At 72.3% G+C, this 19,078-nt stretch carries 17 protein-coding genes and 1 tRNA gene; 5 read left to right on the top strand and 13 right to left on the bottom strand.

Going from position 1 to position 19,078, the window contains the following annotated elements:
• Nucleotides 1-31: 31 nt before the first annotated feature.
• Nucleotides 32-2,170, top strand: a complete 2,139-nt coding sequence (locus tag AC067A_RS19835; RefSeq protein WP_479243777.1) for an FG-GAP-like repeat-containing protein — start codon at nt 32-34, stop codon at nt 2,168-2,170.
• Between the two features lie 68 nt (nt 2,171-2,238).
• Here AC067A_RS19835 and AC067A_RS19830 read toward each other — a convergent pair whose 3' ends face one another.
• The 4 genes from AC067A_RS19830 to AC067A_RS19815 all read right to left on the bottom strand — a co-directional run bounded on the left by AC067A_RS19830 (nt 2,239) and on the right by AC067A_RS19815 (nt 5,858).
• Entirely contained in the window at nt 2,239-2,424 is a 186-nt protein-coding gene (locus AC067A_RS19830) for a hypothetical protein (protein ID WP_479243776.1), read from the bottom strand.
• A gap of 109 nt (nt 2,425-2,533) precedes the next feature.
• Complete coding sequence (locus AC067A_RS19825; protein WP_479243775.1) at nt 2,534-3,424, bottom strand: SDR family oxidoreductase; 891 nt, start codon at nt 3,422-3,424, stop codon at nt 2,534-2,536.
• The gene (locus tag AC067A_RS19820; protein WP_479243774.1) at nt 3,421-4,335 is read right to left on the bottom strand and encodes an alpha/beta fold hydrolase; all 915 of its coding nucleotides are present in this window, start codon (nt 4,333-4,335) and stop codon (nt 3,421-3,423) included. The genes AC067A_RS19825 and AC067A_RS19820 overlap by 4 nt, the downstream gene beginning before the upstream one ends.
• A complete protein-coding gene (locus AC067A_RS19815; protein WP_479243773.1) occupies nt 4,332-5,858 on the bottom strand; it encodes a flavin-containing monooxygenase in 1,527 nt (508 codons plus the stop codon). Before AC067A_RS19815 ends, AC067A_RS19820 begins: the two co-directional genes overlap by 4 nt.
• 190 nt (nt 5,859-6,048) lie before the next feature.
• On the opposite strand from AC067A_RS19815, the gene AC067A_RS19810 reads away from it, so the two are divergent.
• Nucleotides 6,049-6,669: a MerR family transcriptional regulator gene (locus AC067A_RS19810; protein ID WP_479243912.1), complete on the top strand. Its 621-nt coding sequence runs from the start codon at nt 6,049-6,051 to the stop codon at nt 6,667-6,669.
• Between the two features lie 37 nt (nt 6,670-6,706).
• On the opposite strand, the gene AC067A_RS19805 is transcribed toward AC067A_RS19810, so the two are convergent.
• The gene (locus AC067A_RS19805; RefSeq protein ID WP_479243772.1) at nt 6,707-7,510 is read right to left on the bottom strand and encodes an exodeoxyribonuclease III; all 804 of its coding nucleotides are present in this window, start codon (nt 7,508-7,510) and stop codon (nt 6,707-6,709) included.
• Between the two features lie 50 nt (nt 7,511-7,560).
• Here AC067A_RS19805 and AC067A_RS19800 point away from each other — a divergent pair, with 50 nt between their 5' ends.
• Entirely contained in the window at nt 7,561-8,037 is a 477-nt protein-coding gene (locus AC067A_RS19800) for a GNAT family N-acetyltransferase (RefSeq protein ID WP_479243771.1), read from the top strand.
• A 138-nt stretch (nt 8,038-8,175) separates the two neighbouring features.
• Here the strand turns inward: AC067A_RS19800 and AC067A_RS19795 are convergent.
• From AC067A_RS19795 to galU, 7 genes are all read right to left on the bottom strand, one after another.
• A tRNA-Ala gene (locus AC067A_RS19795) sits at nt 8,176-8,249 on the bottom strand.
• A gap of 96 nt (nt 8,250-8,345) precedes the next feature.
• Nucleotides 8,346-9,407, bottom strand: coding sequence for a divisome protein SepX/GlpR (gene sepX, locus AC067A_RS19790; RefSeq protein ID WP_479243770.1), 1,062 nt, complete (start codon nt 9,405-9,407; stop codon nt 8,346-8,348).
• 137 nt (nt 9,408-9,544) lie between these two features.
• Entirely contained in the window at nt 9,545-10,156 is a 612-nt protein-coding gene (locus tag AC067A_RS19785; RefSeq protein WP_479243769.1) for a GNAT family N-acetyltransferase, read from the bottom strand.
• On the bottom strand, nt 10,153-10,623 hold the full coding sequence (locus AC067A_RS19780) for a MogA/MoaB family molybdenum cofactor biosynthesis protein (protein WP_479243911.1): 471 nt from the start codon (nt 10,621-10,623) through the stop codon (nt 10,153-10,155). The genes AC067A_RS19785 and AC067A_RS19780 overlap by 4 nt, the downstream gene beginning before the upstream one ends.
• A 155-nt stretch (nt 10,624-10,778) precedes the next feature.
• Entirely contained in the window at nt 10,779-11,264 is a 486-nt protein-coding gene (gene moaC / locus AC067A_RS19775) for a cyclic pyranopterin monophosphate synthase MoaC (RefSeq protein WP_479243768.1), read from the bottom strand.
• 58 nt (nt 11,265-11,322) lie between these two features.
• Complete coding sequence (gene glp / locus AC067A_RS19770; RefSeq protein ID WP_479243910.1) at nt 11,323-12,591, bottom strand: molybdotransferase-like divisome protein Glp; 1,269 nt, start codon at nt 12,589-12,591, stop codon at nt 11,323-11,325.
• A 100-nt stretch (nt 12,592-12,691) separates the two neighbouring features.
• Nucleotides 12,692-13,603: a UTP--glucose-1-phosphate uridylyltransferase GalU gene (gene galU, locus AC067A_RS19765; RefSeq protein ID WP_479243767.1), complete on the bottom strand. Its 912-nt coding sequence runs from the start codon at nt 13,601-13,603 to the stop codon at nt 12,692-12,694.
• A 103-nt stretch (nt 13,604-13,706) separates the two neighbouring features.
• Here galU and AC067A_RS19760 point away from each other — a divergent pair, with 103 nt between their 5' ends.
• The gene (locus AC067A_RS19760; RefSeq protein WP_479243766.1) at nt 13,707-14,300 is read left to right on the top strand and encodes a 5-formyltetrahydrofolate cyclo-ligase; all 594 of its coding nucleotides are present in this window, start codon (nt 13,707-13,709) and stop codon (nt 14,298-14,300) included.
• On the opposite strand, the gene AC067A_RS19755 is transcribed toward AC067A_RS19760, so the two are convergent.
• Nucleotides 14,301-17,036 (bottom strand): penicillin acylase family protein, encoded by a 2,736-nt coding sequence (locus tag AC067A_RS19755; RefSeq protein WP_479243765.1) that lies wholly within the window; start codon nt 17,034-17,036, stop codon nt 14,301-14,303.
• Nucleotides 17,037-17,295: 259 nt separating this feature from the next.
• Here AC067A_RS19755 and AC067A_RS19750 point away from each other — a divergent pair, with 259 nt between their 5' ends.
• Nucleotides 17,296-18,819, top strand: coding sequence for a potassium/proton antiporter (locus AC067A_RS19750; RefSeq protein WP_479243764.1), 1,524 nt, complete (start codon nt 17,296-17,298; stop codon nt 18,817-18,819).
• The last annotated feature ends 259 nt before the right edge of the window (nt 18,820-19,078 follow it).

Genomic DNA, 19,078 nt, shown 5'->3' with positions numbered 1-19,078 from the left:
GGTGCGCCAGTGCTCTGGGAGGAATGCGAACGTGCTTCACGCCCGCTCGAACCGTCGGCGCCTCGTCGCCGCCGTCACCACCGTCCTCGCCGTCACCCTCGGCGCGGGCACCCTGGCGGTCCCCGCGGCCGCTGCTCCCGCCGTCCGGACGGCCGCGGCGGCGGAGGCCGCCACGGAGCCGATTCCGTTCTCGAAGACCGCTCAGCTGGCCGACGCGGGGGTGAAGAAATTCCTCACCCAGTCCCCGGACGGCCTCTCGAAGGGTCTGTACTCGTACGCGGGCGGCACGGGACAGGGCTGGGGGAGCCGTACCTACCTGAGGTCGTCCCGGACGGGCGACTTCCTGGTCTACACCGACCACTACAAGGTCACGCTCCGCGATCTGACCACCCTGTCGATCCTCGAGGTCGCCACCGATCCGCTGACCGGCACACCCCAGTACGCCGGCTCGGCCGCGAACGCGGTGTTCACCACCGCGGGCACCGCCCTGCGCCAGCACACCTTGGCGGGCGGCAAGGTCACCGTGTCCGGCCTGCCGGAGGGTGCCGCCTCCCTCACGGTCCAGCCCGGCACCCCCGACGACGCCCTCGTCCAGTTCACCGTCGGCGGCGTGCGGAAGTGGGGTCTCATCGACCTCGCCACCGCTGCGGTCGGGGAGATCCACGACCTCCCGGCGGGCGCCGAGATCAAGGCCGTCTCCTCCACCCACGTCGCCTGGACCACCGGCTTCGACGCCCCCGAGCCGGCGGTCGTCCTCCTGGACCGCGCCGCGGACACCGTCCGCAAGATCCCGGTCGCCGCCGAGGCGAGCGCCCTGAAGGTCGGCCTGGTCGGCGGCTGGGTCGTGTACGGCAAGCCCGGCGGCCTCACCTACGGCCCGGGCCCGCTGACCGAGGTCACGGCCCACGACCCGGCCTCGGGCAGGAGCGTCAAGCTGCTCGACCACCTGACGTCGGCCGCCACCGCCGGTGACGGCAGCTTCTACGTGCGGGGCGGCAGCCTCGCCGAGGGCGGCGTCGAGGGCATGTACAAGATCACGGCGACGGGGGCGGAGGACCCGGTCGTCACCCTGGTGGCGTCCACCGGCGAGCCCACCGCGCTGAAGATCACGGGCAACGACGTCCCCGGGACGGTCGACCTCGACAGGAACGCCGGGGTCGCGCGGTTCACGTGGAACCTGTCCCGGACCCGCGCGGACGTCACGCTCACCGTGCGGCACACCCGGACCGGGCAGACCCAGACGTTCCACGACTCCCCGCAGGACAAGCCGAGCACGACGTTCGACTGGCAGGGCGAGTACAACGGCGACTACACCTGGCAGCTGACCGCCCGTCCGCAGAACGGCTTCGGCCCGAGCGACACCGCCTCCGGCGGATTCACCGTCACCCGGACGCCCAAGCCGCACGACTTCGACGACAACGGCGCCCCCGACCTCCTCCTCCGGGACGGCTCCGGCCGGCTGTGGCGGGCCGACACCGCGTACGGCACCCAGCTGCAGGCCGACCCGCACCAGTTGATCGGGACGGGCTGGCAGGTCTACGACCGGATCGAGGCGACCGGCGACGTCGGCGGCTCGACCGTCGGGGACGTCATCGCCCGGGAGCCTTCGGGCGCCCTGTGGCTGTACCAGGGCAACGGGCTCGGCGGCTTCGGCGCCCGGACGAAGATCGGGACGGGCTGGCAGACGTACGCGCAGATCGCCGGCGGCAGCGACCTGACCGGGGACGGCCGGGCCGACCTGGTCGCCACCGACAAGGCAGGCGACCTGTACCTGTACCCGGGCACGGGCTCGGCGAGCGCGCCCTTCGGCGCCCGGAAGAAGATCGGCAACGGCTGGGGCGTCTACAACCAGCTGACCGCCGTCGGGAACGTCGCGGGCGGAGCGGCCGGCGACCTGTACGCCCGGGACACGGCCGGTGTCCTGTGGCAGTACCTCGGCAAGGGCGACGGCACCTTCGCCGCCCGTACGAAGGTGGGCGGCGGCTGGAACGCGTACCAGCACCTGGTCGGCGTCGGCGACGCCGACCGGGACGGACGCCCCGACCTGGTCGGCTTCGGCGCGACGAGCCAGTACCTCTACCGCGGCACGGGCGACTGGCAGACCCCGCTGCTCGGCGCGCAGCTCGCGGCCCTGACCTTCGGCGGCGGCCCGTACAACAGCGTCGCCTGACCGGTCGTACGCACACGCGAAGGCGCCCCCGGCATGCCGGGGGCGCCTTCTTCAAGGACGGGGCGACGTCAGGCGCCGCGGTCCTGGTCCATGCGGGCCTGGGCCTCCTGCTGGGCGCGACGGGTCTCCTCCTCGGAGCGGTCGCGGCTCTGGGAGGCACGCTGGGAGGCCTGGTCCTTGGCCTTGCCCGCGGCCTGCTTGGCCTGCTCGGAGAGCTTCTGCGCCTTGTCCTTGAACTGGTCCTGCATACCCATGGAATTTCACTCCTAGAAGGGTGAGGGACGGCCGGGGCGGTATGCCTCTCCGGCCTCGACCAGCCTTGCACGGGCAAACACTCCACGCATGTCGATCAGTCACGCAGGGCTACCGCGCGGCGGTTCCCTCCGTCCGTTCCTGCTCGTCGGCCGCGCCGCCGGCGCCCACGAGCCCCTTGGGGACCGAGCCGAGGCGCGGCTCGAAGCGCCGCATCTCGCGCTGCCCGACGGTCGCGATCATGCCGGGCAGGTAGCCGCGGACCGACTGCATCCCGCGCAGCCACCACTGCGCGTACACGTGGGCGGAGCGCCGCTCGATGCCCGCGACGATCCGGTCGACGGCCGGGCCGAGCGGGTATGTGCGGTTCGCCGGCCAGGGCAGCCGCTGCCGCAGCTCCTTCATCACGTCGTCCTGGTCGGCGCCGCGCACCATGTCCGTGTCGGTCCAGGAGAGGTAGCCGACGCCGACCTTCACGCCCTTGTACGCGACCTCGGCGCGCAGGCTGTGCGCGAAGGCCTCGACGCCCGATTTGGAGGCGCAGTACGCCGTCATCATCGGGGCCGGGGTGAGGGCGGCGAGCGACGCGATCTGGAGGAAGTACCCGCGGGACTCCATGAGGACGGGCAGGAACGCGCGGCCGGTGACGGCGCCGCCGATGAGGTTGACCTCGATGACCCGCCGCCAGGCGCCCGGGTCGGACTCGACGAACGGACCGCCCGCCGCGACACCGGCGTTGGCGACGACGACGTCGACCTTCCCGAAGCGTTCCTTCACCTCGGCCGCGACCCTCGCCATCGCCTCGTGGTCGGTGACGTCGGCGTGCCACCAGTCGGCCTCCGTGTGCAGCCGCCCGGCGACCTCCTTCAGCTGCTCCGGCTCCAGACCGACCAGCGCGATCTTCGCGCCCCGCGCGGAGAGCTTGCGCGCCAGCAGCTCGCCGACCCCGCGCGCCCCTCCGGTGACGACCGCGACCTGTCCTTCCAGGCTCACCCTGCTCATGCCTCTGCCTCCTCGGTCTCCTTGACGCCCAGGTACGTCAGGGTCAGTTCGCGGATCTGTGCGGTGACGGCCTCCGGGGCCTCCACCGGCGTCATGTGGCCCGTGCCGGGGAGCTCGACGAGGCCCGTGCAGTGCGGGAGGGCCTCGGCCATGGCACGGGAGTGGGCGGCCGGGGTGAGCCGGTCGGCGGTGCCGACGAGCACGGCGACCGGCAGCCGCAGTTCCCGCACGCCCTGTTCCAGGTCGAGGCCGGCGAGGACCTGTGACCAGCCGTGGCGGGCGCCGCGCGGGCAGGCGTGCACGATCCGGGCGCAGGCCTCGACGCGGTGGGGCGCCGATCCCGGTCCCATCGTCGCGTACTTGAGGACCTTCTTCGAGACGGCGTTGACCGGGCCGAGCGGGGCCTTCGCGCCGAGGACGGCGGCGGTCAGCCGGCTGCGCAGCGCCCCCGGTCCGAGCGGGACGACGGTGGCCTCGGCGGTCAGCCGCGAGGGCCCGGTGGAGCAGAGCAGGGCCGCGGCGGCGTGCTGCCGGAGCCCGGGGCGTCCGGCGGCGGCCATGATCGTCATGCCGCCCATGGAGTGGCCCGCGAGGACGGCCCGTTCGCCGGGTCCGAGGGTGGCCGCGAGCACCGCCTCCAGGTCGTCGGCGAGCGCCGTCGTGGAGTAGCCGCCGGGACCGGGCTCGGGGGACCTGCCGTGGCCGCGCTGGTCGTAGGCGATGACCCGGTGGTCGGCGGCGAGGGCCCGTATCTGCTCGGCCCAGAAGGCGATCGAGCAGGTCCAGCCGTGGGCGAGGACGACGGCGGGCGCGCCCTCGGGGCCGTACACCTCGACGTGGACGCGGGAGCCGTCGGCGGAGACGGCGGTGAGTGCCCGGGACTCGGGCAGCGGGGTCAGGTGGCGGCTCACTGGGCGGCCTCCTTCTTGCGCGGGGTGGGGGTCTTGCCGGCGGGCGCGGTCCTGGGGGCGCGGATGACCTCGTACTCGGAGAGGTCGACCTGCCGGGTCTCGCGCCGGAACTCGCCGGTGGTGCCCGGCCACAGGGTGGTGTTGCGTCCGTTGGCGTCGAGGTACCAGCTCTCGCAGCCGCCGGACTTCCAGACGGTCCGCTCCATGCGGGCCTGCACCTTGCGGTTCCAGGCGCCGACGGCGGAGGGCCGGACGGCGAGGGCGGCGCGGCCGCCCAGGACGTTCAGCTGGCGCAGGTAGTCGGCCATGTAGTTCAGCTGCGACTCGATCATGAGGATCATCGAGGAGTTCCCGAGGCCCGTGTTGGGGCCGATGACCGTCATGAAGTTGGGGAAGCCGGCGGCGGTGGCGCCGCGCAGGGCCTCCATGCCGCCCTTCCACGTCTCGGCGAGCGTGCGTCCCTCGGCGCCGACGACCCGATCGGCGATGGGCATGTCGGTGACGTGGAACCCGGTGCCGAAGACGATGGCGTCGACCTCGGTCTCGGTGCCGTCCGCGCCGACGAGGACCGAGCCGCGGACCTCGCGGAGGCCGGCGGCGACGACGTCGACGTTGGGCTGCGCGACCGCCGGGTAGTAGGTGTTGGACAGCAGGATCCGCTTGCAGCCGATGCGGTACGAGGGCGTCAGCTTGGCCCGCAGCGCGGGGTCCTTGACGGACTTGGCGATGTTGGCCTTGGCGAGCTTCTCGACGAGTCCGAGCTCGTTCGGGTGCTTGGTGAAGGCGCCGACCTGGAGTTCGCGGATGCCCCAGAGGAGACCGCGGCGGAGGGTGCCGGTGACGGGCAGGGTGCGGTGGAGCCAGCGCTCGGGTCCCGTGATGGCCCGGTCCATGCGGCGCATGACCCAGGGGGGCGTGCGCTGGAAGAGGGTCAGCTTCCCGACCCGCGGCTGGATCGCGGGCACGATCTGGATGGCGGAGGCGCCGGTGCCGATCATGGCGATGCGCTTGCCGGTGAGGTCGTAGTCGTGGTCCCACTGCGCGGAGTGGAAGACCTTGCCGGGGAAGTCGGCGAGCCCCGGGATGTCGGGGATCTTGGGGTCGGAGAGCGGCCCGGTGGCGGAGACGACGACCTCGGCGCTGAAGGCGCCCCGGCTGGTCTCGATCTCCCAGCGCAGCGCCTCGGCGTCCCACTCCATCCGCAGCACCTCGTGGCCGAGCCGCAGGTGGGGGCGGATGCCGAAGGTGTCGGTGACGTGCTCCAGGTACGCCCGGATGTGCCGTTGTCCGGAGAAGGTCCGGGGCCAGTCGGGGTTGGGCGCGAAGGAGAAGGAGTAGAGGTGGGACGGGACGTCGCAGGCGCAGCCGGGGTAGCTGTTGTCCCGCCACGTGCCGCCCACGGAGTCGGCCCGTTCCAGGACCACGAAGTCGGTGATTCCCTCGCGGCGCAGCCGGACGGCGGCTCCCAGGCCGCCGAACCCCGATCCGATCACCGCCACCCGTACGTGCTCGTGCTTCGCCATGCCGCCTCCCGCGCGCCCGGCCCATTACGCCAGCAATCACTGGCACAGTCGGGACTGTAGAGCAGCTCCATACCGAGCGGTAGGGGTACGGCGAGGGAAAGTTACCGGCGGTACAACATAGGCTGGCGGCGTGGCAGAAGGATCAGGACCCGACAGCGCGCACGCGGACACCGGCATACGCGAGTACCGCATGGCGGAGCTGGCCGACGCCGCCGGCATCACCGTGCGCACCCTGCGCTTCTACCGCGAACGCGGCCTGATCCCGCCGCCCCGCCGCGAGGGCCGCATCGCCTGGTACGACGAGCAGCACCTGGCCAGGCTCCGCACCATCGCCGCCCTCCTGGAGCGCGGCCACACCCTCAACGGCATCGCCGACCTCACCACCGCCTTCGAGAGCGGCCGCAACGTCCGCGAGGTCCTCGCCCTCGACACCCCCAGCGAGGAGGAGCCCGTCCGCCTCACCCCGGAGGAGCTCGCCGACCACTTCGCCGGCGAGGTCACCCCCGAGAACCTGGCCGCCGCACTCGACCTCGGCTACCTCGTCACCGACGGCGAGGAGATCATCCACATCAGCCGCCGCCTCCTCGACGTCTCCGCCGCCCTCGTCCGCGAGGGCGTCCCCCTCGCCGAGGTCCTCAAGGCGGGCGCCCGCGTCCGCGAGCACGCCGACGCCCTCGCCCAGCTCTTCACCGAACTGCTCCGCGCGCACGCCGGCGAGAAGGACGTCCGGCGCCTCCGCCCCCTCGCCAAGAGCGTCGTCGAGGCCGAGCTCTCCATGGCCCTCGACCGTCACCTGCGCGACCTCCCCTGACGCCCGGCACGCGCCAGGGGCCCGCGGCGCCGCCGGCCTACAGGTCGTAGACGGCGGTCACGGGGGCGTGGTCGCTCCAGCGCTCCTCGTGGGTGGCGGCACGCTCGACGTACGCCTTCACGGCCCTGGCCGCGAGACCCGGCGTGGCGATCTGGTAGTCGATGCGCCAGCCGCTGTCGTTGTCGAAGGCGCGGCCGCGGTAGGACCACCAGGAGTAGGGGCCCTCCTGGTCGGGGTGCAGGGCCCGGACGACGTCGACGTAACCGCCCTCGCCCTCCTCCAGGACCCGGCCGAGCCACTCCCGCTCCTCGGGGAGGAAGCCGGCGTTCTTCTTGTTGGACTTCCAGTTCTTGAGGTCGGCCTCGCGGTGGGCGATGTTCCAGTCGCCGCAGACGACGACCTCGCGCCCGTCGGCGGCGGCCCGCTCCCTGAGCTCCTTGAGGTAGGGCAGGAACTCGCCCATGAACCGGTACTTCTCGTCCTGGCGCTCGGTGCCGGCCTCGCCCGACGGCAGGTAGAGGCTGGCGACGGTCACGCCGGGCAGGTCGGCCTCGACGTAGCGGCCGCTGCCGTCGAACTCCTCCGACCCGAAGCCGACGCGCACCCGGTCGGGCTCGCGCCGCGTGTACAGGGAGACCCCGGCGCGCCCCTTGGCCGCGGCCGGCGCGTGGACGGTGAACCATCCCTCGGGCGCCCGCACCTCGGCGGGCAGCTGCGCCTCCTCGGCGCGCACCTCCTGGAGGCAGACGGCATCGGCGGAGGTGCCGGCGAGCCACTCGACGAAGCCCTTCTTGGCGGCGGCACGGAGACCATTGACATTCGCGGTGGTGACAGTGAGCATCCCGGGAGAATACCGACACCCACTCCGTGCATACATGTACGATATTCCGCATGAACATCCAGCCCACGCCCTATGACCACCCGGACGCCGTCAAACTCGAGGACGCCGTCCAGGCCGAGTACGCCGTCCGCTACGGCGACGAGGGCGATGTCACACCCCTGGACGCGGCGATGTTCACCCCGCCCCACGGCCTCTACCTCCTCGCCTACGACCAGGACGGCACCCCCCTCGCCTCCGGCGGCTGGCGCACCCAGGACGACAACCCCGAGGGCTACTCCGACGGCGACGCCGAGCTCAAGCGCATGTACGTCGTCCCCGAAGCCCGCGGCCTCGGCCTCGCCCGCCGCATCCTCGCCGCCCTCGAAGCCGACGCCCGCACCGCCGGCCGCACCCGCATGGTCCTGGAGACCGGCACGGCCCAGCCGGAGGCCATCTCCCTCTACCTCTCCGCGGGCTACGCCCCCGCCCCCAAGTTCGGCCACTACCGCGACCACTCCGAGAGCCGCTGCTACGCGAAGCGGCTCTGAGCAGGCCTCACCACACCGCACGCGAAAGGGCGGGACGCCCGAAGGCGTCCCGCCCTTTCGCCGCCGTGGACGCCTTCCGGCGCCACAACGAAGAGGATCCCGCCCGATCTTGCGATCGGACGGGATCCTCAGTGTCTGTGGACCTGTGGGGATTTGAACCCCAGACCCCCTCGATGCGAACGAGGTGCGCTACCAGACTGCGCCACAGGCCCTTGCGACGTGTGAAACATTAGCATCCCGACCGGCTGAGACAAAAATCGGTTCCCGCGCAGGTCAGCCGGGGGCCGTCGCGGCCCCCCGGGTGGGGGTCACTCGTTGGCGGCGCGGGGGCGGTCGTCGTCGGCGTACTGGTCGAAGAGGGGGGTGCGGCCGCGGTCGCGGTTGCGGCGCGGCGGGGTGGTGCGCTGGCGGGGGGCCGGGGAGGGCGCGGGGGTGGGGTCGGCGGCCGTGGAGGAGCGGGCGGCGCTCCAGGTCTCCGGGTCCGTGATGTCGATGCCGCTGGTGGCGCGCGGGGCGACCGGGGCGGTGACGTAGGTGGGGAGCGGCACCGGGACGGGGTCCCAGCTGTCGCCGCGGGCGGGCCCGCGCTCGCGCTGCTGGTCGACCCACTCCGCATGGTCGGTCTGCTCGACCAGGGCCCGGCGGTCGGCCTCCTGCGGGGAGGGCGCCGGGTCGGCGACGGGCTCCGGGGTGGGGGCCGGGCGCCGGCTCTCGCGGAGCCGGGCGGCCGCGGCCTCGGCGCGGCGGCGGTCCATGACGTACACGAAGCGCCGCCGCTCCTGGACCCGCAGGTGCACGATGTACGCGCTCAGGAGCAGCGCGGGGACCGCGGGCGCCCACAGGAACGTGACGCCGCCGACGGCCGCGACGACCGCGCCGAGGGTGAAGGCGGCGAAGAGGAGCGTCGTGGTGCGCCGGCGCCTGGCGAGGACCTTGCCGCGCCGGGCGCGCTCGGCGGCGGCCCCCGCCGCGCCCGCGGCGAGGCGGGCCGCCGCGGCCGCCTGGGCGGAGCCCGGGGCGGGGCCGGCGGCCTGGGCGGGTTCCGGTTCGGGCTCCGGGAGTTCCAGGCGCGCCTCGGTTCTGGCCGCGGGCGCGGAGAAGGCCCGGACGTCGACCGAGCTCAGATGCTCGGTCGCCGCGTCCGGGTCCACGTCGGGCGTCGGTCCCTGCGCCGTACGGTCCCGCTCCTTGAGCTCCTTGGCGTACCGGCGCTCCATGCCCGCCCGTCCGGAAAGCAGCCGGATGGCGGTGCTGAAGCGTTCCGTCGGACGGGCTTCGTTCAGCTCGTCCTGCCTGCGGAGCCACATCGGCACCAAGTAGGCGGCCCAGGCCCCGACGATGACTGCGTAGATGAGGCCGCTGCTGCTCACGCATCACACGGTAGAGGGGTTCGCGCGGGGCCATCGGCCAATTGGCCCGGTGTGTCGCACGATCTGGCTGATATCACTGAACTTTTTTGTGATTGTTCAGATCGTTTGCGTGCCAACTACCGATTAAATTCGAACACTTATCTCATTCTTGCCTGGTGCCAGCGCCTCAACAGCCCCTCCGGCACCTCCTCCGCCGTCAGCGCGAAGACCAGATGATCGCGCCAGGCACCGTCGATGTGGAGATAGCGCGGCCGCAGCCCCTCCTCGCGGAACCCGAGCTTCTCCACCACCCGGCGCGACGGCCCGTTCTCCGGACGGATGCACACCTCCATCCGGTGCAGCCCCACCGTGCGGAAGCAGTGGTCGACGGCGAGCGCGACCGCCGTCGGCATCACCCCGCGCCCGGCCACCTCGCTGTCCACCCAGTACCCCACGTGCGCCGAGCACATCGAACCCCAGGTGATGCCCGCCACCGTCAACTGTCCGACGAGCCGCCCCCGGTACTCGATGACGAACGGCAGCATCCGGCCCGCGTTCGCCTCCGACCGCAGGTGACGCACCATCTGACGGTACGTCGGCCGCTGCGCGACCGGACCGGCCGGAGGCGGCGGCGGAACCGTCGCCTCCCAGGGCCGCAGCCACTCCCGGTTGCGCCGGTTCACCTCGCGCCAGGCCCCCTGGTCGCGCATCCTTATCGGCCGGAGCGCGACGTCCCCGTCCACGAGGATGATCGGCCACGTAGGGATCACGACGGTCTCGGGTGGTCGCCGCCGCGGATCTGGTCGACGGCGTGCCGCAGGAGGGGCTCCAGGACGGCCAGGCCGTCCCGTACGCCGCCCGGGGACCCCGGCAGGTTCACGATCAGCGTGCCGCCCGCGACCCCGGCGAGACCGCGCGAGAGCGCCGCCGTCGGCACCTTCTCCCGCCCGTACGCCCGGATCGCCTCCGGGATGCCCGGGATCTCGCGGTCGAGGACCCGGCGGGTGACCTCGGGCGTCTCGTCGGTGGGCGAGATGCCCGTGCCGCCGGTGGTGACCACCACGTCGTACCCGGCGCCCACCGCCGCCCGCAGCGCCGCCTCGACGGGCGCCCCGTCCGGGACGACCCGCGGGCCGTCCACGGCGAAGCCCATGGCGGTCAGGCCCTCGACGATCAGAGGCCCGCCCCTGTCCTCGTAGACCCCGGCGGACGCCCGGTTGGAGGCCGTGACGACCAGCGCCGAGTACGGGGCGGACGGGGCGCCGCCGGCGCCGTCGCCGAGCGCGGACGGGAGCGACGCGTCCGCCGGGCCCTCGTGGCCGTGCCCATGGCCGTGCCCGGGGTCGTGCTCGTGGTCGTGGTCGTGCGAGCCCGCCACCCGGCCCCCGCGTGTCACGAGGTGCTCCGTGTCCAGTGGCCCGACTTGCCGCCCGTCTTCTCCTCCACCCGCACGTCGGAGATGACCGCGCCCTTGTCGACCGCCTTGATCATGTCGACGACCGTCAGGGCGGCCACCGAGACCGCCGTCAGCGCCTCCATCTCGACGCCGGTGCGGTCGGTGGTCCTCACCGTCGCGAGGATCTCGACCGCCTCGTCGGTGACCGCCAGGTCCAGGGTCACGCCGGAGACGGCGAGCGGGTGGCAGAGCGGGATGAGGTCGGGGGTCTTCTTGGCTCCCATGATCCCGGCGATCCGGGCGGTCGCGAGGGCGTCACCCTTGGGGACGCCCTCGCCGCGCAGCAGCTCGATCACGCGCGGCGAGACGAGGACCCGCCCGCTGGCCCGCGCGGTGCGGGCCGTGACGTCCTTCGCGGAGACGTCGACCATGCGGGCCGCACCCGCCTCGTCGATGTGGGTGAGACCTTGCTGCGTGCTCATGGCCGTGACACTCCCGGTCGCTGTATGGGGACGACACCGTACCCCCACCCTCGCCCCCTCAGCCGAGGAGGACCACTTCCAGCGTGCTGCCCGGTTCCGCGCTCGTGGCGTCCTCCGGGACCACGAGCAGGCAGTCCGCGTGGGCGAGGGCGGCGATCAGGTGCGAGCCGGCGCCGCCCACGGGGGTGACGGTGCCGGCCTGGGGGTCGTACGTGCCGCGGAGGAACTGGCGGCGGCCGGGCGGCGAGGACAGGGCCTTGTCGGCGGCGAGGACCGCGTGGACGCGGGGCCGGTGGAGGTCCTCGACGCCCATCAGGGCGCGGATCGCGGGGCGGACGAACAGCTCGAAGGAGACGTACGAGGAGACCGGGTTGCCCGGCAGCGCGAGGAGCGGGATCTGCTCGGCGCCGATCGCGCCGAAGCCCTGCGGCTTGCCCGGCTGCATGGCCAGCTTGCGGAAGTCGACCTGGCCGTCGGCGGTCAGCGCCTCCTTCACCACGTCGTACGCGCCGACGCTCACCCCGCCGGTGGTCACGATGAGGTCGGCCCGGATGAGCTGGTCCTCGATGGCGGCGCGCAGCGACTCGGCGTCGTCGGCGACGGCGCCGACCCGGTAGGCGAGCGCTCCGGCGTCCCGCGCGGCCGCGGCGAGCGCGAAGCTGTTGGAGTCGTGGATCTGGCCCTCGCCGAGCGGCTCGCCGGGCTGGACCAGCTCGCTGCCGGTGGAGATGACGACCACCCGGGGGCGGGGACGGACCCTGACGGTGCCCCGGCCGATGGCGGCGAGCAGGCCGATCTGCGGCGGCCCCAGGACCGTGCCGGCCGCGAGGGCGAGCTCCCCGGCCCGCACGTCACTGCCCGCCCTGCGGACGTGGGCGCCCGCCTCGGCGGCCCGGTGGACCCGGACCTCGCCCGCGGAGCCCTCGGGCGAGGTGCTCGCGGCGCGCATGCCGGTGGCCGCGCCCCCGCCCGTGCCGCCGTCGGTCCACTCGACGGGGACGACGGCCTCGGCACCGGGCGGCAGCGGGGCGCCGGTCATGATCCGGGCGGCCTGGCCTGGGCCGACGGTGGGCAGCCCGCCGTCCCCGGCCGCGACGTCGCCGACGACCGTGAGGACGGCCGGGAACTCCTCGGTGGCACCGGTGACATCGGCGACCCGGACCGCGTACCCGTCCATGGAGCTGTTGTCGAAGGGGGGCAGCGCGACCGGAACCGTCACGTCCTCGACGAGGACGCAGCCCTGGGCGTCGAGGAGTTGCAGCTCGATGGGTTCGAGCGGGCCGACGGTCGCGAGGATGTCGTCCAGGTGCTCGTCCACCGACCACAGGTCGCGGGCCGGGCCCGCGCAGGGGTCCGCCGTCGCGCCCTCGTGGCCGTGGGCGCTGTCGTCGGGGGTCGGCGACGGTGCCGTGCTGCTGCTCAAGGTGCTACATCTCCTCGCTGACGTATCTCCGGAGCCAGGCCCGGAAGTCCGGTCCCAGATCTTCACGTTCGCACGCGAGTCTGACAATGGCACGCAGATAGTCGCCCCGGTCACCGGTGTCATAGCGGCGCCCCTTGAACACGACGCCGTGCACCGGGCCGCCGATCTTCTCGTCGACGGCGAGCTTCTGCAGGGCGTCGGTGAGCTGGATCTCGCCGCCGCGTCCCGGCTCGGTCTCCCGCAGCGTGCCGAAGACGGCCGGATCGAGCACGTAGCGGCCGATGATCGCGTAGTTGCTCGGCGCCTCCGACGGCTCCGGCTTCTCGACCAGGTCCGTCACCCGCACCACGTCCGCGTCGACGGTGGCCTCGACCGCGGCGCAGCCGTACAGGTGGATCTGCGCGGGGTCGACCTCCATCAGGGCGATGACGCTGCCGCCCTCGCGCTCCTGGACCTCGACCATGCGGGCGAGCAGCGGGTCGCGCGGGTCGATCAGGTCGTCGCCGAGGAGGACGGCGAAGGGCTGGTCGCCGACGTGCGGGGCGGCGCACAGCACGGCGTGTCCGAGGCCGCGCGGGGCGCCCTGGCGCACGTAGTGCATGGTGGCGAGGTCGCTGGACTCCTGGACCTTGGAGAGGCGCTCGTCGTCGCCTTTCCGGCTCAGTGCCTCCTCCAGCTCGTAGTTCCGGTCGAAGTGGTCCTCCAGGGGCCGCTTGTTCCGGCCGGTGATCATCAGGACGTCGGAGAGACCGGCCGCGACGGCCTCCTCGACGACGTACTGGATGGCCGGCTTGTCGACGACCGGCAGCATCTCCTTGGGCGTCGCCTTCGTCGCCGGGAGGAAGCGGGTGCCGAGGCCCGCGGCGGGGATGACAGCCTTGCTGATCCGGCCGAGCCTGGGGAGCGACTGATTCATGCGTGCACCTTAGTCGTTCGGAATGAGAGGAAGATGGGGCTTCGGTTAACTTCCTTCACATAAAGACAGTTACGAGAATTTCGTGCATTCACATGAGGCCGTCATGACACCCGAGATGTCCGAAAAGACCCTGCTTCGCAGTCGACTTCTGGCCGAGCGGGCCGCCCTGAGCACCGATTCCCTCGCGGACACGGCCGAATCCCTCGCTCGCCGGGGTGTGGAACTGGCCGAACTCGCGGAGGCGTCCACCGTCGCCGCGTACGTGTCGGTGGGCCGCGAACCGGGCACGCGCGCGCTGCTCGACGCGCTCCACGCGCGCGGGGTCCGGGTCCTGCTGCCCGTCCTGCTCCCGGACAACGATCTGGACTGGGCCGCGTACGAGGGCCGGGAGGCGCTGGCCAAGGCCGGACGCGGCCTCCTGGAGCCGACCGGACCCCGGCTCGGCCCCGAGGCCGTGTGCGCCGCCGACGCCGTCCTGCTGCCGGGCCTCGCGGTCGACGGGCGCGGGATGCGGCTCGGGCGGGGCGGCGGCTCGTACGACCGGGTCCTCGCGCGGCTGGCGCGGGCGGGCAAGGCCCCCGCGCTGGTGGTCCTCCTGTACGCGAACGAGGTGGTCGCCCGGGTCCCGGAGGAACCGCACGACCACCCCGTCCACGCCGTGGTGACCCCGGACGGGGTCACCCGTTTCGGCCCCTGATCAGGGCTTGAGGAGCAGCCTGTCCTTCGTCGCCGCGTCGACCGCCGCACCGCCGTAGGCCCAGTCGAGGAGCTCGCCCCTCGCCCAGGCGTCCGTCTGGTCGGTGTAGTGCGAGTGGAAGGCGTGGCCGGAGGCGCCGGTCAGGTTGATCCACCGGGACTTGTCCCAGTCGCCGACGTTGACCACCATCCGCATCGACGGCACCCAGATCACCTCGTAGCCGCCGGCCGCGTTCCAGCCGGTGGCGTCGACCGCCGCCTCGCCGCCGCCCAGGTTCCACGGGCCGCGGTTGAGGAGCTGCTGCACGACGCCGGGTCCGGCGGTGCCGAGGGTCTGGTTCTTCAGGGTCAGCTGGTGCAGCCGGCCCCAGCTCCAGGTGGTGACGTCCTTGCCGAGCTTGGCGGTCAGCTCCCAGCGGGCGTCCTTCATGGCCCGGGCGAGCAGCTGGTCGCGGGTCTCGGTGGCCTGGTCGGTGCGGTTGGCCGGGGTGACCCACCAGTCGCTCTTCTCCCGCTTGAGGAGCGGGCGGACCACCTCGTACCAGCGGTCGCCGCCGTCCGGCTGCGCGGAGTCGGGGTCGCGCTCGCCGCACTCGCGGACGAGCTTGTTCTGCTCGTCGACCGGGCCGGTGGCGTCGACCGGGCGGACGTTGATGCAGTCGCCCTCGGCGCGCAGTTCCTTGGGCAGCTTGTTGCCGAAGGCGAGCTTGAGGACGTTGCGCCAGACCGCGTTGAAGTAGGCGGCGGCGGCCGAGTCGGGCTCCTGGGTGTAGTCCCAGCCTTCGAGGAGCTTCTGCGCCTCGCGGACGTACGGGTCGGAGATGTCGATCTTCAGCAGCAGCGGGTTGAGCAGGGTCGCGATCTCGCTGCGGTTGTCGGTCTGCATGGTCCGCATGTCGTCCGGCGAGATCTTGCCGCCGTCCTTGGTCTTCGACTCGATGAGGTCGTTGATCCGCTGGCTGCGCGAGCCGTAGCCCCAGTCCTTGGTGAGCAGGTCGGGGTAGGTCTTCTGGTCGATGACGGCCTGGTTGGCGGTGACGATGTAGCCGCGCGCGGGGTCGTACTCGTAGGGGAGCTGGTCGAAGGGGATGTAGCCCTTCCACCGGTACGAGGAGTCCCAGCCGGGTGCCGGGATGGTGCCGTCGCCCTTGCCGCGGCGCGGGATCTTGCCGGGCGACTGGTAGCCGATGTGGCCCTCGGTGTCGGCGTAGACCAGGTTCTGGGAGGGGACCTCGAAGTTCTTCGCGGCGTCCCGGAAGGCGGCGAAGTCCTTGGCCCGGTCGATCGCGAAGATCGCGTCCATGGACCTGCCGGGCTGGAGGGCGGTCCACTGGAGGGAGACGCCGTAGCCGGTGCCGCGGTCGGGGGCGGAGTTGCCGACGGGGGCCGTCTGGCCGACCGTCTCCAGTTCGGAGGAGCGGTCGGAGACGAGCGGACCGTGGTCGGTGGAGCGGACGGTGATCTTGCGGTCGTCGCCGCCCGCGACCTTGATGGTCTCCTCGCGGCTGGTGAAGGGCTTGACCTTGCCGTCGACGAGGTAGCCGTCGGGGCCGATCTTCTCCAGGTAGAGGTCGGTGACGTCGGCGCCGAGGTTGGTGAGGCCCCAGGCGATCTTGTCATTGTGTCCGATGATCACACCGGGCATGCCGGAGAAGGTGTAGCCCGCGACGTCGTAGCGGCAGGTCGCCGAGACCGAGCGGCAGTGCAGGCCCATCTGGTACCAGAGGGACGGCAGCTGGGGCGCCAGGTGCGGGTCGTTGGCGAGCAGCGGCTTGCCGGAGGTCGTGTAGCGGCCGGAGACGACCCAGGAGTTCGAGCCGATGCCGTTGCCGTTGGGGCCGAGCAGGGCGGGGACGCTGTCGAGGACCTCGGAGAGCGCCCCGAGCTGGGACTGCGTACCGGAGCCGCCGGGGCCGGTGCCCGGGGTCTCACCGGTGGTCGCGCCGTCGGCCTCGCCGGCCTCGGCCTTCGGGTCGAACGTGCCGGTGGAGTCGTCGACGGCTCCCTGGCCCACGATCGGCTGGTGGAGCGCGTAGGGGTACTCCGGGTACAGCTGCTTGATCTCGCTCGCGCTCAGCCGGCTGGTCAGCAGGGAGCGGTCGATCTCGTCCTGCATGTTGCCGCGCAGGTCCCAGGCCATCGCCTTGAGCCAGGCCACCGAGTCGACCGGGGTCCACGGCTCGATCACGTAGTCGTTGGTCAGGGCCAGCGCCGCGTACTCGACCGAGATGTCCGCGGGCTTCTCGCGGTCCTTCAGATAGGCGTTGACGCCCTCCGCGTACGCCTGGAGGTACTTCTTGGTCTCCGGCGACAGGACCTCGTCGTACTCCTGCTGCGCGACCCGGCGCCAGCCCAGCGTGCGCAGGAAGGCGTCGGTGTCGACCTGGCCCTCGCCGAACATCTCGGACAGGCGGCCCGCGGTCACGTGCCGGCGGACGTCCATCTCGTAGAACCGGTCCTGTGCCTGGACGTAGCCCTGGGCGCGGAAGAGGTCCGTCTCGTTGTCCGCGTAGATCTGCGGGACGCCGTTCGCGTCGCGCTTGACCTCCACCTCGCCGGAGAGCTTGTCGAGCCGGATCTCGCCGGTGGTCTGCGGGAACGAGGCCCGGACGGTGCTGACGCCCCAGTAGCCGCCGAATCCGATGCCCGCGACCAGTGCGAGGACCAGGACGAGGAGGAGCAGGCGGGCACGCCGCCCTTTCTTCTTGGCGGGGGGCGCGGTCGTGTTGGAGGGCATCGCTGTCCTTCGAGGGGCAGGGTGGTCCTGGAGTACGGGAGCAACCTTAGGCGCAGCGTCCGTGGGGCCCGGACGCGGTGTCAGGAAGAGAACCGTACAGACGAGCGAGGAGACGCAAAGAAGGCGTCAAGAAAACGTTAAAGATTAGGTAAGGTAACGAAGTGTCGTCCGCTGGAGGAACGATCCAGCTGCACGCGAGGGGAAGGAACGGCCACTGACTGTCCACCAGCTCAACGAACTCCTGCTCATCTGCTCGCTCGTGTTGCTGATCGCGGTGGCGGCCGTACGGATCTCGTCCCGCAGCGGCCTCCCCAGCCTCCTGCTCTACCTCGGCATCGGCGTCGCCATAGGCCAGGACGGCATCGGGAACGTCGCCTTCGACAACGCCGAGCTGACCCAGGTGATCGGCTACGCGGCCCTCGTCGTGATCCTCGCCGAGGGCGGCCTCGGCACGAAGTGGAAGGAGATCAAGCCGGCACTGCCCGCCGCGGTCGTCCTCTCCACCGTCGGCGTCGCCGTCAGCGTCGGTATCACCGCCGCCGGCGCGCACTACCTCGTCGGCCTCGACTGGCGGCAGGCCCTGATCATCGGCGCCGTCGTCTCCTCGACCGACGCCGCCGCCGTCTTCTCCGTGCTACGCAAGGTGCCGCTGCCCTCACGGGTCACCGGCGTCCTGGAAGCCGAGTCCGGCTTCAACGACGCCCCCGTCGTCATCCTCGTCGTCGCCTTCTCCACCGCGGGACCGGTCGACCACTGGTACGTGCTCGTCGGCACGATCGCCCTGGAACTCGCCATCGGCGTCGCCGTCGGCCTGACCGTCGGCTTCCTCGGCTCCTACGGGCTCCGCCACGTGGCCCTGCCCGCCTCCGGTCTCTACCCGATCGCCGTCATGGCCATCGCCGTCGTCGCGTACGCGGCGGGCGCCCTGGCCCACGGCTCCGGCTTCCTCGCCGTCTACCTGGCCGCGATGGTCCTCGGCAACGCCAAGCTGCCGCACGCGCCCGCGAACCGCGGCTTCGCCGAGGGCCTCGGCTGGATCGCCCAGATCGGCATGTTCGTCCTGCTCGGCCTGCTCGTCACCCCGCACGAGCTCGTCCACGACTTCTGGCCCGCCGTCGTCATCGGCCTGGTCCTGACCGTGGTCGCGCGGCCCATGGAGGTCCTGGTCAGCCTGCTGCCGTTCCGCATCCCCTGGCAGGAGCAGGCCCTCATGTCCTGGGCCGGCCTGCGCGGCGCCGTCCCCATCATCCTCGCCACCATCCCGATGGTGGCGCAGATCGAGGGCAGCGAGCGGATCTTCAACATCGTCTTCGTCCTCGTCGTCGTCTACACCCTCGTCCAGGGCCCGACACTGCCCTGGCTCGCGAAGGCCCTCAAGCTCGGCGACTCCTCCGAGGCCGCCGACCTCGGCGTCGAATCCGCGCCCCTGGAGCGGCTCCGCGGCCACCTGCTCTCCGTCGCCATCCCGGAGCACTCCCGGATGCACGGCGTCGAGGTCGCCGAACTGCGCCTCCCGGCCGGAGCGGCCGTCACCCTCGTCGTACGGGACGGGGCGAGCTTCGTCCCCGGACCCGCGACCGTCCTGCGGCACCGCGACGAGCTCCTCGTCGTCACCACCGACCCGGTGCGGGACGCCACCGAGCGGCGCCTGCGGGCCGTCGGCCAGGGCGGCAAGCTCGCCGGCTGGCTCGGCACGGGCGGCGCGACGGCCATCGGCACCCCGCCGGGCACCGCGCCGCGTTTCCACCGACCCGAGAAGAAATCACCGGGAACCCCCCGCTGATCCCCGGTACCCCCGGTTGATCCGAGGCATTAATTCAGGTGCAGGAGCGTTTTCCCAGGCGGGAAGACGCTCTTCCCTGTACCATGAAGGCACACCTGATCGAACCAACTCTGCCTGACGCAGAGCTGGCGCGACCGTATGGCGGCCGTGGCGCCCCTCCGCAGTGGGGCCGGCCCGGTATCTACCGCAGTAACGCGCATGAGGACAGCTCTCGGCGACACCCGCACCACCGTGCCGGGACGCGCTACCAGGCGGCAGA

This window comes from Streptomyces sp. NPDC043176, from assembly GCF_056436715.1.
Note: the sequence above shows the minus strand (reverse complement) of the source record. Positions and strands in the feature narration are given on the sequence as shown.